This is a genomic window from Kolteria novifilia, from assembly GCA_007748055.1.
Lineage (GTDB): Bacteria > Planctomycetota > Planctomycetia > Kolteriales > Kolteriaceae > Kolteria > Kolteria novifilia.
In genome coordinates this window covers 24,240-38,942 of sequence record CP036279.1, presented here as the reverse complement: position 1 = coordinate 38,942, position 14,703 = coordinate 24,240, and the positions used below count along the sequence as shown (strand labels likewise).

The window sequence follows — 14,703 nt, the reverse complement described above, 5'->3', positions numbered from 1 at the left end:
GTCTCATTGTCTTGTTGTGCGGTCCGAAATTGAACCGTCGTCTCAGCCGACGCCACGACGTGATTGGTTCCAATCGACCAACCTTCACTTGATGATGCCCACGCGACGTCGACGGTGCCCCTAGGCCCCTACGCGTCGCCGGGGTCGGCAGGCAACTTTTCTCTGAGGAGACCCACCCATGAAGACAGCCATCGTCTACGGATCGACGACGGGGAATACCGAAACTTCCGCGTCCCTCATCGCCGATGAGTTCGGACGCGATGACTGTGACGTCCTCGATGTCGGGACCATCGAACCAGCCAAGTTCGTCGAGTACGACTTTATCATCGTCGGCGTACCCACCTGGAACATCGGCGAAATGCAGGACGATTGGGCCGGCATGCTTGAGAAACTCGAGGGGATCGACCTCTCGGGCAAGCGGCTGGCCATCTTCGGACTCGGTGACTGCGTCGGGTACCCCGACACCTTCGTCGACGCGATGGGCGAACTCTGGGCCGCTTTCCAGCCCCTCTACATCGACCTGGTCGGGATCTGGTCCATCGAGGAGTATGAGTTCGAAGCGTCCAAGGGTCTCTACGACGAGGAACACTTCGTCGGCTTGGTTCTCGACGAGGACCAGGAGCCGGAACTTTCCGCCGAGCGCATCGAACGCTGGGTCGCCCAACTCAAGGAAGAGATCGGAGCCGCCACCGCCTAGCAGCTCGCTGTCCGCGGTATGATCATCGTCAAGGAGTCGCCACTCGATGCCCCAACCACCCAGTGCCTCGCGAACGACACGGATGCCGGCCCAGCCTCCAGCGAACGCCGTCAGACGTCTTTCCGTCCCCAGCCTCCCCGACTCGATCAGTCACTCGACCTTCGGCCATGCGATGATCGGTTGGGGAGTCGGCTTGCGGGGGGCGGCCCAGCGACTGGCGAACATCGGTTCCAATGACTTTCGCGACCTTCCGCTCACGGAAATGCAATTGCGGCGTTGGTGGCACTTTTTTCGCAATGTCCATCGCATCAACCCCAAGCACCCGTGTGCTTGCCTCCGGGCCGAGTTGCTCCGGCATGCCTTGCACCAGTGCTCTCAAAAGCACGCCGGGGCCACCTCGCACTGATCTCATCACGACATGGGCAAACGTCGCGCCTTGATCCTCACGTAGGGCGCGACGAAGCGTCCGCGATGGCCGTGCGATCCGCTGATCGCGAACCGCTCCCCCCGATAGGGTTCGCGCAAGTCTTCGATGACGAGCCCCTGTCGACACAATTCCCCCACCAGTTCCTCCCAGCGATGGAGATACTCGATCGCCCCCTCTTCCCGATAGCGACCATCCTCGACACTCGGAAGCGAGGTCGTTCGGTAGTACTCCAGACCGACGACGAATTCGTTGGAGCTGCACTGACGCGTGACCTGCAGGCTTGTCGGCGTCTTGTGCTGGCTGATGTAGAGCCCACCACCACGCAGCACGCGAGCGATCTCGGCGTAGACCTTGCCGATGTCGCTGACGTAGCAGGTGCTGACCGGTTGGTGGACGATGTCGAACGTCGCCGAACCCAGCATCGGAAGATGATCCATGGAGGCTTCGATCGCGCGCACGTCGAGTTCCCGGCGTTTGGCCTCGCGCACGTCGAGACTCAGCATCTCCGGACTGAGGTCGACGACGGTGACGCTGGCGCCGGCACTCGCGTAGAGGATCGACTGCCATCCCCCGCCGGAAGCCAGACAAAGCACGTCGAGCCCCGCCACGCTCCGCGGCAACCAGCCCCGAGAGTCGAGCGTCCCCAGCGGATCGCGGCACTCCCGATCGGTCGCCACTTTAGAGAAGTTGTTCCGCGCCTGGGCAATCTGGTCCCAAGCGGCTTTGTTTTTCTTCTGGGACATTCCGACGGCACCTCTCGCGAATGACTTGCTTCCCCCAGTCTCCGTCGACGCGCCCTCCGGAGACAAGCCCAACTATCCCCCGTCGTCCGCGAACCGCTCTGCTTGACGCATCGGCGCATCACCGGTAGAGGAGATCGACGATCGAATCGGCTACCTTGCCCTGGAGATGCATCCTTGACGTCGCTGAAACGGCTTCTTTATTCGCATTGCTTCGCCTCTCTGCTGCTCATCGCCTGGTTCGCCGAAGCTGGCGTTTCCGCGCGGGCTTGCCCATTCTGCGCTCAGATGGGCAAATCGCTCTCCGACGATGTCGAGGAAGCGCGAGTGGTCCTCTTCGGACTCCTGACCGATGCTCGCGTCTTTCCCGATGCCGACCTCGGGCAACCCAACGGCGAAACAACTATCAACATCGAGAAGGTCATCAAAGCCGATCCGATCCTCGCCGGTCGCCGCAAGATCAAGCTTCCCCGCTACATCGCCGCCGCCGACGACGATCGAGCCGACTACATCATCTTCGGGGACGTCATCGAGGGGGAAATCGATCCCTATCGCGGCATCCCGGTCGAGGAACGAGCCTTCGTCAACTACCTGGTCGGCGCGGTCGACCGCCGTGCGAAGGATCCCAAGCAACGGCTCGGCTACTTCTTCCAGTTCCTCGACCACGACGATCCGACCATCGGCACCGACGCCTACAAGGAGTTCTCCGTCGCTCCATTCAAGGAAGTCGCGGCCGCCGGCCCGAGTTTCGATCGCCGCCGGCTCATCGGCTGGTTGACGAACGGGAGCCTTCCCGCCTACCAGATGGGACTGTGCGGGTGCTTGCTCGGCGTTTGCGGTCACGCCGAGGATGCCAAGATCTTGCGTGAGTTGATCGACGACGAATCGAAACGTCCGCCAACGGGGGTCGATGGGCTGATGGGGGGGTATTGCCTTCTCGCCCCGAAGGAGGGAATCGCCCACGTGCAGACGATCCTCGGCGACACGTCGAGCGACTTCAACCAACGCTACGCCGCGTTGCGAGCCCTTCGCTTCGTGCTCGACGAGATGCCGCAAGTCGATCGCGCGCGCCTGCTCGCGGGGATGAAGCCGGCGCTCGAGCTCACCGATCAGACCGATCTAGTGATCGACGAACTTCGCAAACGCGAGGCCTGGGACCTGACCGCGACGATCGTGGCCCTCCACGACGATCCGCGGATGAGCGATCGCATCATCCGTCGCGCCATCATTGCGTTCGCGTTGGAGTCCCCTCGTCCGGAGGCCAAGGAACTGATCTCCTCACTCGAGCAGTCCAACCCCGACTGGATCGTCGACGCCAAGCGCATCCTCGAGTTCCAGCGTCTCCGCGACAAGGGAACGTAGGCCTTCCGATGATCCCCCCTGCTGAAGGGGGTTCCAATTCAACGTCACCCCGTCGTCCAAGGGGAACAGCAGGGGGTTTGGTTCTTGCTTCGTTGGATTGAATGTGGAAGTCGAAAGGAAAGAAGAAGAGATCCCCTCTATCTCCCAAGCCAAGCCCGCCAGGATTGCTCAGGGCCCCCGGCTCGACAAGGGGGGAGCAATGAATAGGACGAAAGCCCTTGGGTAAGGGGGGAGAAAGAGACCAGATGCACTGTCAAGACCTGACTTTCGGGTGCCACGGGCCGCTAACCGAGGATCTCTTCGCGGAGCTGTTCGTTGGATTTCTGAAGACGTTGCTTCGGGTCGTCGCTGGCCATGAGGAAGGACTTGAGGCAGCGAATCAGCAACATCCCGCGACGCGTGAGCTCTTCGCCGGGCAAACCACCGCCACGGACAATCGTCTCGACCACGCGAACGCCGCTGTGCGGCGAGATGTTCGAGGTGGTGATCTCGAGCAAAAGCCCCTTACTTCGAAGGTGGAACCACCGCTTCGATTGCCCACGCAGCCGTAGCACCGTCCGCTCGGACTGGCAATTGATCAGTTCCGCGCCGAGGGCATCCATGAACCCCCGGAGCTTGTGGGCGTAGATCTCCAGTGGCAGGAACGCGAGAAAGGTCGCTTTGACCCGCTCCTCGGTCACGGAGACGCCGGAAAGCGTTTCCGTCGGGGCTTTGGGCAAGGCCCGAGGAATGCGGATCGTGTCCTTCTGGCCGTTCGACTCGGCCCGCTCCTCGCGGTGACGCACAAAGTGCGCTTTCGCCGGTTCGACGGGAGCGACCGGATCGTCGACATCGTAGGGAGCCGGCGTCATCATCATCGAGGTCCCGAGTCCCGTCGCCTCGAGAAGGGCTCGCGCGAAGGCTCGGCACGAGGGGTAACGATGACTCGGGTCTCGTTGAATCGCGCGGGCGACGATGGATCGATCACTCGCCGGCAAGGGGGCGAGGTTCGGCTTGCCCGTCAGATGGAGATAGATGAGCTGGCGAACGTCGGGCGCCTCGAAGGGTCGCTCGCCCGTCAGGAGTTCCTGATACATCACCGCCAAGCTGTACTGATCGGCAGTGTCCTCGACTTGACCATCGAAGAGTTCCGGCGGAGCGTAGGGAGGGCTGATCGCCATTCCCGACACGCTCATTTGCGTGTTGCCCGGCTGGACGAGCCCGAAGTCGGCGACCTTGACATGGCCCGACGAGAGGAGCAGATTGCCCGGTTTGACGTCGAGGTGCTGGAGGCCATGCTCCTTGTTCATGACGTCGAGCACTTCGGCCGCCTCGACCAGGTAGCGGAGCAGCTCGTCGCGCGGGATGCCTCGTTTGTTCTGCTTGCGACACTCGGCGAAGCGCTCGTCGAGGCTCTTGTCGGCGAGTTCCATCACGATGACGAGAAAGGCGTCGTCGATGACCTCGAACCGTTCGATCGAGAGCAGGAAGGGATGGCGCAGCGCGCGGACTTTGCGCAGGCCGTCCAATTCGCGAACGTTGAGCGGCTCGCGCGAGGACTCGACCGGTGCGACCTTGATCGCCTTGGAGAGCCCGCCGGGAGCTTCGGCTTCCCAAACCTCTCCGAATCCGCCACGCCCGATGTGACGGATCAGGCGGTAGCCCGGAATCAACTGCGCATTCGGCTTGAGCAAGTTCGCCATCAGGGCTTCACTTTGTGGAGTACGTCCAATCCGGACAGTCATCGCGTCATGCCTGCCCAGCGGTACATGAATACGTCCATTGCGCTAACTTCCCGCTCCCAACAAGTGGTAGTACGAAGCGTAGACGCCTGGACGCGAAATTCTCTTTGCGAGATGAACCCTCTCAAGGGGCGTTCCAGGCCACCAGCTCGACGAATAGGTTCCTTGGATCTTTCGCTCTGAGGGCCCCGAGGTCAAGCGCATAGGCCATCGCTTTCGACACATGTCGGCGCGACAACCCATCCAAGTGCTCAACCTTGCGACGACGGTCGACACCGTCGCGCACGGACCCTCGCGTGGACACACTCCCCAGAAGCGTCGTCGCACGCATCTCGAAGGAACCTACTGCCAGCCTCGACGAGGACACGCCCAATCGGACTGCGTTCGACTCTTCGCCTTGAAGTACTTCCCTGTCAGAGGGGCGATGTCCCGGCCGTGAGAACATCGGGCACCAAGTGCCGACGAGCGAACATCCAATCTCCTAGCCTTCGACGGGTTCCCGATCCGCGAATAGCGAGAGGGTGCACTCGCTCAGGAACCGCCGCGGGGTCGACCCATCCCGTGGATGGCGAAGAAACCGCCGTCGAAAAACCACGTCCCCCCAGGGAACATTTATCGTCGCTAGGAGCACTGCTGAGGTTAGTATAGAATACAAATCCATGCCGTGTGCCGAACTTCAAGCTCGGCGCCACGCGGCCGACCGAGAACTTCGGGCGGCCCCAGTCGTGGAAAACCAGCCCGCGAAGGGTCGCTTCAACCTATCTTTGACTTGAAACCCAGGGGGGTAGTCCAGTACGATCTGGACGTGATGATCACACAGATTTTTCCAACACCATTGACGGTCCAGGATCTCCACGTCGACATGAATGACGTTCGTCACCGATCCCCACGACGATGGAATCTCGAAGGTAGGACTCGATGCCAGCCATCCTAACGGTCGCGGGCATCACCCTGCTGGGTTCCTTCATCTGTTCCCTTCTCGAAGCCGTCCTCTACACGGTGACGCCCTCCCAAGTGGAACTGCTGCGAAAACGACAAGTTTTCGGGGCCGATCTCTTGGCGCGGTTGCGGACCGACATGCAGGAACCGATCGCCGCGATCTTGACCATCAACACGATCACTCACACCGTCGGCGCCGCCTGGTGCGGAGCCTTGGTCGGCCACAACTACGGCGACTTCGCGCTGGGGATTTTCGCCGCGGTCTTCACCTTGGCGATCCTCTTCGTGACCGAAATCGTCCCCAAGAGTCTCGGCGTCACCTACGCCTATCAGATGGCCCCTTGGATCGCCTGGCCGATCCAAGTGCAAATTTGGCTGATCTGGCCGGTCGTGAAGATCTCGGCGCTGGTGATGGCGCTCTTCACCCAGAAGGACGAGAACCTCTTCCCCACCGAAGAGGAGATCATGGCGATGACCCGCTTGGCGATGAAGGGAGGCGAGCTACGTCCGCAGGAACTGGCGTGGGTCGAGAACTCGCTGCGACTCGATCAAGTCAAGGCGGCCGACTTGATGACGCCGCGCACCGTCGTCTACAGCCTTCCCGCCGACCTCCCGATCGAGGACGTCAAGGAACGTAGCCGGCACTGGGTCCACAGTCGCCTGCCCCTCACCGAGGACCAAGACCCCGACCAGATCGTCGGCATGGTCCATCGTCGCGACGTTTTCGACGCATTCGTCCGCCCCAAACCGGCGGTCAAGACGCTACGGGACATCAAGCGCGATCTCGAGTTCGTTCCCGAGTCGATGCGCGGGCACCAACTGCTCGACAAGTTCATCAAGGAGAAGCGACACATGGTCGGCGTCATCTCCGAGTATGGCGGCTTCGAAGGGGTCGTCACGCTCGAAGATGTGCTCGAGTGCCTGCTCGGCGACGAGATTGTCGACGAACACGATCGGCATGCCGACCTGCAAAAGGTGGCGCGCGAACGGGCCAAGGCCCGGGCGAAGGAACTCGCGCGGATTCGTGCCGAAGAACGGATGCTGACCAAGGACGCGTCGCAAGACCCGTCGACCGACGGGGAAACGTCGTCGGAAGAAACGGCGCCGACCAACGACCAGTCGCTCGCGATCTCCGACGCCGATTCCGGCCCCAAGCCGTCTCAGCCCTCCGACGAGCCCGGCCCCCCTTCTTCCAACAACAACCCGTAGGGCGGGCCTTACCATGCACCAGGGAGCGAAACCCCGGCTCCCGTATCTTCTCGTGCCTGATCGGATGAATTCATTGCCCAAGAGACTCTTGGGTGCCATGCCCATGTGGAGAACGCCGATGACTCAGCAGGCTCGCCCGCGAGAGGGGAGCGAGTCTTGATGAAGCGAACTCACCAATTAGGACACCAATGCCCCGTCGAGACCTGATGTTCGGGTACCACTGGCGGCTTGTCAGCCAGTGAGATCGAGTTACGTCACCGGCAATCCGAAGTTGGACGTTTGACCGTGCACCTAGAAAACGCTCGTCCAAGCAACCGCCTCGACGAGACCGAGCCCCCAAGACCCGCCGATCACCAGCGCCAACGCCGGCAAGACGAAGACCATCCAGTGCAGCAGAACGATGAGTGAATGGAAAAGCCGCCCTCGCGGGCTCCCCGCCAATTCGGGAGTGCGCCGAACCACGCGGCGCCAGCTCCAGGGTATCATCGCTCCAAATCCAATCATGCCAACGGCTAAGAGCACGATCGGGTGTGCCCGCCCCTCAAGGAGGAGCTTGCCCCCTCCGAGTCGGTCGACCATCAGTGCCGCGACCAGCAGAAGTGGCGGCAGGAGCATCTGCCATCGCCCTTCGCGGGTCATTGCCGTCAACAGCCCCACCCGATTCTCCCGCGAACTTGGCCTGGATCGAACGTGTCCCGTAGTTGAGAAGGCACCCCCACACTGCTAGAAAGCGCCGCGTGTCGGTGGTTACCAACCCCAACGAATTGGGAACAGGGATTTTCCCCTGCATCCGTCTGGCTTGGAGGCCGATTTGATGACACCGCCCGCGAACGAGACCCTGCCTGCCGAGGGCTGGATCGACATTCACAGCCACCTGTTGCCCGGGATCGACGACGGTTGCCTGAACCTCTCGCAATCGTTCGACTGCGTGGAGAAGCTCCTGGAGCGGGGTTTTTCGGGGACGATTTGCACTCCCCACATTTGGCCCGCCTTTTTCCCGGAAAACACGCCCGCCAACGTCGCCCGACGCGTCGAGCGACTCCGCGCCGAACTCGCTCAAGCGGGCATCGACTACGCGATCTGGGCAAGTGGGGAGGTCCGTATCGACGGCGACACGGTGCGGGTGCTGAAGGAGTTCGGCGTTCCCACCCTCGGGCCGAGCAAGAACGTCCTCGTCGATTTCTGGGACGAGAACTGGGACAACTCGGCGGAAGAGGTCTTTCGGTTCCTCCTCGACGGGGACTACCAACCGGTCCTCGCCCACCCAGAACGTATGTTGATTTCTGACAAGCAGTTAGACGAAGTCCTCGAACTTACCGAGCGGCTGGGCGTCTGGCTGCAAGGCAACTTCAACAGCATCTCCGGCGGTGAGGGACCACGGGCGACCGAGCTCGCCCGACGCTTCCTCGACGAGGACCGCTACTACGTCCTCGCGATGGATATGCACAAACCCGACAGCCTCCCAGGACGGTTCGAGGGGATGACACGCCTTGAGGACGAGTACGGCCAAGACCGCCTTCAAACGCTTCTTCATGAGCGTCCCCGTGAACTTCTGGCACCTGCCGGCTGAGCTCACCAGATAACCGATGGCCAACACCAGAGTTCTGGTGCTCCCCCCCTGGCCGTGTGCGCTTTTGCGCCGATTTTGGGCCATTTTGGTTCGGAATCGAGGCAAATCGGATGAAATCCGTCCCTTCTGAGCCCGAAATCAACCACTTTGGCACGTCCCCTGCGTTTAGATGACGGCACAGGCCTGTCCTCACCCGTCGTCACCCGGTTCCGTTGGAACGGCGATCGCTCCCCCAAGCGTGGTTGGTGACGACGGGTGGCAGGCCGCTTCACCACATCCAGAGGAACCCGGCGCGAGGGCGAACATCACCAAGCCGCCGCGTGAGCCGGGCCTCGAAGGAAGGAGATCTCGCGTGAAACCAGAATTGATGTTGAGCATCGTCGCGATCACCATTCATCTGATCGGATGGGGCAGTCTGGCCCTCGGCGCCCTTCGTCCTGTCCCCGCGATCCGTGAGATCGCCGACTCCCTACTGCTGGTGAGCCTCTTCGGACAGGGCATCGTCATTCTGGTCGCTTCTTTCTTCCACCTCGGTTGTGCTCTAACATCGGGATTGGCGCTGACGCTCTTGCTACTGTTGTCCATCCCGTCGCTCGCGCCGGAGCCGGCTCCCGAGTTCGGCACACGCTAGCAACCCGCTGATTGAGACGGCAGCGAATGGATCAAGGCGCTGCCAGGACAACTCACGACGATTCGCCCCTTCGGGTGCAAGTCTAACAGATCGGGCCCGACCGACCCGGCGAATCGACAGAAACCGATGGTGCCGGCGGCGAGGAATCGCCATCATGCCGGCCCGCCATCGTGACGGGATTGACGGCAATGACAGACCTTTGGCATAGTGCGGCCGGCGACCAGCGCTGGGATAGTCCCCACGCGACGAGTCATCTGTTGGAATCGACCACGGCGGACACGATGCCTGTCAGCAAGAGGATACTCCTGATCGCGCTCGGCGCCGTCGTCCTCTGCGCCGGCATCGCCGCGGTCGTCGCCTCGCGCTGGATCTCTCCGTCGGCCGACGTCAGCGAGGTCGGCGTCGTCTTCCCCGGCACCAACGAACGCCGCTGGGTCGACTTCGTCGCCGGCGTCAAACTCGCCGCCAAACGTCTCGACCTCGACGTGTCGACCCGCCGCGAGGCCCACGAATGCCTCGTCGAGCTCTCCCCCAAGCCGGTCCTCTTTCGCTGGTACCCCGACGTCGGCACCGGTAGCATTCACCGCCGCGTCACCGGCGCTTGCACTCAGTCCCAGCCTCCCGTCGCCCTCGTCGGCGCTCACAACAGCGTCCTGACCTTGGCGATCGCCGAGGCCCTGGCCGATTGCCCCGACCCCGACCGCGCTCCGGTCCTGCTGATGACCGAGGCGACCAAGGACGATTTGATCGACATCCACGCCGAGCGTTCGTTCCGCTTCGGTTTCAACAACTCACATCAAGCGAAGACCGTCGTCGATCGCCTCGTGACGTACTTTGCCGACGAGGGGTTCGCGAAGGCCAAGGTCCGGGCGATCATCGTCGATGTGGTCGACGATCCCTTCTCGGTCGACCTGGCTCACCGCTACAACAAGTCCCTCACGCAAGCGTTCGGCCCGATCGCCGTGGCGCCGCCCGCCGAGTTCGCCGGCCGCGACCCGCTCGACCCCGACGGTCCCTATTGGTCGCTGACCACCTCGACCGGTCGCTACGAAGACCCCAACCCCGAGGAGTGGGACCTCGCCCGAGCAACCATCGACCGCATGGCCGAGAACCCGCGAAATCGCTGGGTCTTGGTCCTGCCGGTGACGACGACACCGTTTCGTCGCTTCACCCACGCCCTGGAGGAGACGCTCCGCACTTGGTCGGATCCGGACGTCTCGAAGATGGTCCGCGAGCACTTGGTCCTCCTGTCGGGCGACTCGACCAACTATCACAGTTTCCGCGAGGTGGTCGGGCGGACGCCGGCGCCGTTTATCTTCTTCGATCACGTCAATCCGATCGATCCGTCGATCGTCACCGACTCGGATCGCTCGATCCCGACGCGAAGTCTCAACCGCGAGGTCGCCTTCACCCTGCTCAGCGCTTTGAAGCGGCTCGGGAAGGATGCCACGCCGACCACGCTCGCCGAGGAACTCGAGCACTACGTCCCGCCAGGCGCCACCGAGACGATGTTCCAGGACGGCGATCGTCGCGAAGGAGGCGGCGCGATCGTCGTCGTTCCCTCCGGTGACTTCAGTTCCTACGAGATGATCCTGCCACCCCATTGGCAGTAGACTGTCAAGAGCTTGCAGTCAAGGATCGGGAGATTGCTCCCCCTTGTCGAGTCAGGGGCGCCAAGCTGCCCTGGCGGGCTTGGCTTGTGTTCCTATTGCTCCCCCTTGTCCAAGGGGGAGATAGAGGGGGTCTTCCCGACGTCAGCCAATAGCCTGACCGACGATCCACGACCAAAAGACCTGTTCCCAATCCGTGTGGCGACGCGGTATGGTGGCGAACATCGTCCGGTCGGGATCCAACGCGCGACAGTTCTCCCCCTACTCGTGAGAACGACGTCGTCGCGTGGGCAAGAGCCAGGGCGGTTGCTTGGCTCGATGGACCATCGCTCATGACCCCTCGTTCCCGAGATCGAAAAACCGACCGTCATGCACCGGGAAGGACTTCTGTCCGCGGGGTCCATGGATGAAGCGGACCAGCATCAACCTCCTCCGTGAAATCGGCATCTCCGGACTCCTGACAATCCTCGGCATCGTCGCGCTGTTGGTGGTCGTGATCACCACCTTCGTCGCCCTCCGGCCCCCCACCGTCGAAGAGGTCGAACGCGATATCTGGGTCGACTGGGCCCGACTCGCGACCGACGCCCAAGGCCTCACCATCGTCGACCAACTCCGCGATCGCCGCCAAGCGGCCGGGCAACTCCTCGTCGAAACCCTCGGCAATCTCATCAACACCGAAGGTGACCGCTTTGTCGTCCGTACCGACGTCCGCGATATCCGTATTCGGGACATCGAGGACAACATCTTCGCCAACTGGCGCTCGAGCAGCGCCCTGGCGAGCGGCGATCACTGGCGCGAACTCGACATCGACCTCGTCGATCCCTTCGGCCAGAAGGTCGGCACCCTTGAGGTGAGCTACCAGTTCTACGGCGGCGGCCTCGAGTCCCTGCCCAACATTCGCCGGATCCAGACCCTCTACCGCGCGGCCCAAGTCCTGGTCGTCATCATCGCGATCGTCATCCTGGTCGCCCTCGGGGCCAATATCTCGCGGATTCGCGAACGCGCCGCCCGCCTGCGCAGCCAACAGGTCACGCTCGACCTCGCACGGCAGATGTGCCACGAACTGCGCAACGGACTCTGGGCCTTCTCTCTCGAGGGCCGCAATCTCCATCGCCTCTTCGAGATGATCGACCAATACGTCGACCAGAACGAGGAGGCCCTCGCCAAGGCTAGCGAACGGGTCGGACTCGAGGAGGTTCGCTTCAAGCGACTCCTGCGCACCTACTTAAAGCTTCTCGCGGAGCATCATCTCGATCCGCGCACCGACCTGGCCGCCTCCAACGACCTCGCCAAAGAGGCCCATCAGCGGATCGACTCCTTTTCGCGCTACATCAACCTCACCGTCGAACAGCTCGATCGCAACCTCCTGGGGATGGACGACGAATGGCATTCTGAAGTCGTCCGCCTCGGCGACGCCTGGGCGGAGGCCTGCAAACTGCTTGAGATGCGGCTTCGCTCCGAAGGAGTCACCACCAAGCGCGTGGGCGAAACGGAGCAGGACGCGGTTTGGGCCGATCGCCGAGCCCTGGTACACGTCTTCGTCAATCTTGCGAAGAACGCGGTGGAGGCGATGCGCGACTCGGCGGGCGATCGGATCATCACGGTCGCGCTCACACGTGAAGAAACGATGATGATTTGCGAAGTTCACAATCCGGGGCGTCCCATCCCCGCTGAATCACTACCGCATCTCTTCGAAGCGGGCTATTCCACCAAGCAGGGAGCATCGCGCGGCCAGGGTCTCGCGTTGGTCCATGAGGCGATCACCGCGATGGGGGGCCAAATCGACGTCACCAGCGACGCCGCCCAGGGAACCCGGTTCGTCCTGCGTTTGCCGCGCGCCGACCAGGAATGATCTCGACGCACCAGCATCCCTGACGCACGACTGGTGCATCCATGCCAAGGATCTTTGCGCGGAAACTTTGCGGATTCCGCGATGATAACCTAATCTTCTGAAGACGGAGCGAAGGTGCGCCCGTATCGTCACCCTCGCCGACGTGGACCAGGAAACAAGTGCGGCGCCTGACTCGTCACCAAGCGGCCGCATCCCTCTCAACCGACGGTTCACCGTACCCATGGACATCGCAACGCTCGTAGGGCTGATTGGAACCTTCACGCTCATCCTGATCGCGATCGGTTCCAATCTTCCCGGATTCATCGATCCCGCGTCGGTGGTCATCGTGATCGGAGGAGCCACTCTGACTGTAATGACGTCGATGCCGCTGGGACGCGTCCTCGGCCTGCACAAAGTCGTCATGAAGTCGGTCTTTACCCAAAGCAACGACCTCAAAGGACTTGCCTCGAAACTGGTCGAGTTCGCGACCGTCGCCCGCCGCGACGGCATCCTCGCTCTCGAAAACCACATCGACGACGACACCGACCCCTTCATCTCCACCGGCGTGCGGATGGCGGTCGATGGCACCGACCCGCAACTGATTGAGAAGCTCCTCTTCGCGGAGATCGAATCGCTCGCCGACCGCCACAAGAACGGCAAGGCGATCTGCGACCTGATGGGCAAGTACGCCCCCGCCTTCGGGATGATCGGCACCCTGATCGGCCTGGTGATCATGCTCTCGAACATGAGCGATCCCTCCGCGATCGGTCCCGGCATGGCGGTCGCGCTTCTGACCACGCTCTACGGCGCGGTCATGGCCAACGCGATCTTCCTGCCGATCGCCGACAAGCTCGCCTACTACTCGAAAGAGGAACTCAAGGCGCGCATGCTCATCCTCCAAGGGGTGATGGCGATTCAGTCGGGAGACAATCCCCGCATCGTCGAGCAGAAACTCAACGTCTTCCTCGCCCCCAGCGAGCGCGGCGGCCACGAAGAGGCGTAACCGACTTCCTTCCGTCGACGGGACGTGAGCATGGCAGATGACGACGAAGGCGGTGGCGTTCCCGATTGGGTCCTCACCTATGGCGACATGATGTCGTTGTTGCTCTGCTTCTTCGTCTTGATCTGCGCCATCAGCCAAATGAAGGAAGAGCCCAAGAACGCGGTCCTCGAGTCGGTCCTCGAACAGTTCGGCGACCCGGAAGTCGTCAAGATGTTCACCGCTTCCGAGGCCTTCAACAAAGCCGTCAAATTAAAAGGGCTCACCCTCGAGCAGATCGAACGGCGTAGCTCCAAGAATCGCAAGAAGGCTCTCGCCGGCTCCAAGGGGCCTCCGGGCAAACGCAAGCGTGTCGAGACCCTGCGCGACGGCCAACGACAGACCGTCGGTGGTCCGATCCTCTTCGAACCGGGATCGCCCTCGCTGACGCAGGAAGCCAAGGACGATCTCAAGCGCGTCGCCGATCAACTGCGCACCAAGCAGACGTTGATCGAGGTTCGCGGCTTTCTGCCACCGACGGGGCTTTCCGGAGGCAAGGGCTATCAAGACGCGCTGGAGCTGACCTACAAGCGGACCGAGGCGGTGGTCGCCAGCTTGGTCCGCGACGGGCTTCTGAACCGAGAGATCGTCAAAGTGACCCTCGCCTCGCCCGTTGAGGCCGCCACGATGCCGACGCTCAAGTCGGGCGAGAAGATGCGCGAACGCGTCGACATCCTGACCTATGACGAGGCGAGTTCCGACTTCGGCCGCGGCTCGATCCCGACCAGTGACTAGAGGGGCATGCGTCTCTGAATGTCAGTTGGTGGCACTCCCATCTCTCCCGTGGGAGAGGAAGCCTCTTGTTCCCCTCTCCCCGTGGGAGAGAAAGCCTCTTGTTCCCCTCTCCCCGTGGGAGAGGGGTTAGGGGTGAGGGGGTTCCGAGTGAGGGAACTCAGAATCCCTTCCGACGCACCGAGTCGTCGTCTC

Annotated in this window: 13 protein-coding genes; 10 read left to right on the top strand and 3 right to left on the bottom strand. The window is 62.2% G+C overall.

Annotated features, from left to right (window positions below; all coding sequences use genetic code 11):
* The first annotated feature begins 178 nt into the window (after positions 1-178).
* Together Pan216_RS00145 and Pan216_RS00140 are read left to right on the top strand one after the other, a co-directional pair.
* Positions 179-697 carry a flavodoxin gene (locus Pan216_RS00145; protein ID WP_145253217.1) on the top strand — a complete coding sequence of 173 codons (519 nt, stop codon included), beginning with the start codon at positions 179-181 and terminating at the stop codon, positions 695-697.
* 46 nt (positions 698-743) lie between these two features.
* On the top strand, positions 744-1,103 hold the full coding sequence (locus Pan216_RS00140) for a DUF4951 domain-containing protein (protein ID WP_145253215.1): 360 nt from the start codon (positions 744-746) through the stop codon (positions 1,101-1,103).
* A 5-nt stretch (positions 1,104-1,108) separates the two neighbouring features.
* On the opposite strand, the gene Pan216_RS00135 is transcribed toward Pan216_RS00140, so the two are convergent.
* Positions 1,109-1,867 carry a class I SAM-dependent methyltransferase gene (locus Pan216_RS00135; protein ID WP_145253213.1) on the bottom strand — a complete coding sequence of 253 codons (759 nt, stop codon included), beginning with the start codon at positions 1,865-1,867 and terminating at the stop codon, positions 1,109-1,111.
* 174 nt (positions 1,868-2,041) lie between these two features.
* On the opposite strand from Pan216_RS00135, the gene Pan216_RS00130 reads away from it, so the two are divergent.
* A complete protein-coding gene (locus tag Pan216_RS00130) occupies positions 2,042-3,226 on the top strand; it encodes a hypothetical protein (protein ID WP_145253211.1) in 1,185 nt (394 codons plus the stop codon).
* A 284-nt stretch (positions 3,227-3,510) separates the two neighbouring features.
* Here Pan216_RS00130 and Pan216_RS00125 read toward each other — a convergent pair whose 3' ends face one another.
* Positions 3,511-4,908 carry a serine/threonine-protein kinase gene (locus Pan216_RS00125; RefSeq protein ID WP_419193089.1) on the bottom strand — a complete coding sequence of 466 codons (1,398 nt, stop codon included), beginning with the start codon at positions 4,906-4,908 and terminating at the stop codon, positions 3,511-3,513.
* A gap of 957 nt (positions 4,909-5,865) precedes the next feature.
* On the opposite strand from Pan216_RS00125, the gene Pan216_RS00120 reads away from it, so the two are divergent.
* On the top strand, positions 5,866-7,095 hold the full coding sequence (locus Pan216_RS00120; RefSeq protein ID WP_145253207.1) for a hemolysin family protein: 1,230 nt from the start codon (positions 5,866-5,868) through the stop codon (positions 7,093-7,095).
* Between the two features lie 291 nt (positions 7,096-7,386).
* On the opposite strand, the gene Pan216_RS00115 is transcribed toward Pan216_RS00120, so the two are convergent.
* Positions 7,387-7,752 carry a hypothetical protein gene (locus Pan216_RS00115; protein WP_145253205.1) on the bottom strand — a complete coding sequence of 122 codons (366 nt, stop codon included), beginning with the start codon at positions 7,750-7,752 and terminating at the stop codon, positions 7,387-7,389.
* A 157-nt stretch (positions 7,753-7,909) separates the two neighbouring features.
* Between Pan216_RS00115 and Pan216_RS00110 the strand changes: the two genes are divergently transcribed.
* The 6 genes from Pan216_RS00110 (at position 7,910) to Pan216_RS00085 (ending at position 14,511) form a co-directional block, all read left to right on the top strand.
* Positions 7,910-8,665 (top strand): tyrosine-protein phosphatase, encoded by a 756-nt coding sequence (locus tag Pan216_RS00110; protein WP_145253203.1) that lies wholly within the window; start codon positions 7,910-7,912, stop codon positions 8,663-8,665.
* Between the two features lie 352 nt (positions 8,666-9,017).
* Positions 9,018-9,296 (top strand): hypothetical protein, encoded by a 279-nt coding sequence (locus Pan216_RS00105; protein ID WP_145253201.1) that lies wholly within the window; start codon positions 9,018-9,020, stop codon positions 9,294-9,296.
* Positions 9,297-9,484: 188 nt separating this feature from the next.
* On the top strand, positions 9,485-10,909 hold the full coding sequence (locus Pan216_RS00100) for a type 1 periplasmic-binding domain-containing protein (RefSeq protein ID WP_145253199.1): 1,425 nt from the start codon (positions 9,485-9,487) through the stop codon (positions 10,907-10,909).
* A gap of 403 nt (positions 10,910-11,312) precedes the next feature.
* Positions 11,313-12,758 (top strand): sensor histidine kinase, encoded by a 1,446-nt coding sequence (locus Pan216_RS00095; RefSeq protein ID WP_145253197.1) that lies wholly within the window; start codon positions 11,313-11,315, stop codon positions 12,756-12,758.
* 220 nt (positions 12,759-12,978) lie between these two features.
* Entirely contained in the window at positions 12,979-13,740 is a 762-nt protein-coding gene (locus tag Pan216_RS00090) for a motility protein A (RefSeq protein ID WP_145253195.1), read from the top strand.
* Positions 13,741-13,770: 30 nt separating this feature from the next.
* Complete coding sequence (locus Pan216_RS00085; protein WP_145253193.1) at positions 13,771-14,511, top strand: OmpA/MotB family protein; 741 nt, start codon at positions 13,771-13,773, stop codon at positions 14,509-14,511.
* Positions 14,512-14,703 lie beyond the last annotated feature (192 nt).

Excerpts from the sequence above, each read along its gene's own strand:
- Pan216_RS00145 (WP_145253217.1), top strand. The coding sequence starts at position 179 with ATGAAGACAGCCATCGTCTACGGATCGACGACGGGGAATACCGAAACT.
- Pan216_RS00140 (WP_145253215.1), top strand. The coding sequence starts at position 744 with ATGCCCCAACCACCCAGTGCCTCGCGAACGACACGGATGCCGGCCCAG.
- Pan216_RS00135 (WP_145253213.1), bottom strand. The coding sequence starts at position 1,867 with ATGTCCCAGAAGAAAAACAAAGCCGCTTGGGACCAGATTGCCCAGGCG.
- Pan216_RS00125 (WP_419193089.1), bottom strand. The coding sequence starts at position 4,908 with ATGGCGAACTTGCTCAAGCCGAATGCGCAGTTGATTCCGGGCTACCGC.
- Pan216_RS00120 (WP_145253207.1), top strand. The coding sequence starts at position 5,866 with ATGCCAGCCATCCTAACGGTCGCGGGCATCACCCTGCTGGGTTCCTTC.
- Pan216_RS00110 (WP_145253203.1), top strand. The coding sequence starts at position 7,910 with ATGACACCGCCCGCGAACGAGACCCTGCCTGCCGAGGGCTGGATCGAC.
- Pan216_RS00100 (WP_145253199.1), top strand. The coding sequence starts at position 9,485 with ATGACAGACCTTTGGCATAGTGCGGCCGGCGACCAGCGCTGGGATAGT.
- Pan216_RS00095 (WP_145253197.1), top strand. The coding sequence starts at position 11,313 with ATGAAGCGGACCAGCATCAACCTCCTCCGTGAAATCGGCATCTCCGGA.
- Pan216_RS00090 (WP_145253195.1), top strand. The coding sequence starts at position 12,979 with ATGGACATCGCAACGCTCGTAGGGCTGATTGGAACCTTCACGCTCATC.
- Pan216_RS00085 (WP_145253193.1), top strand. The coding sequence starts at position 13,771 with ATGGCAGATGACGACGAAGGCGGTGGCGTTCCCGATTGGGTCCTCACC.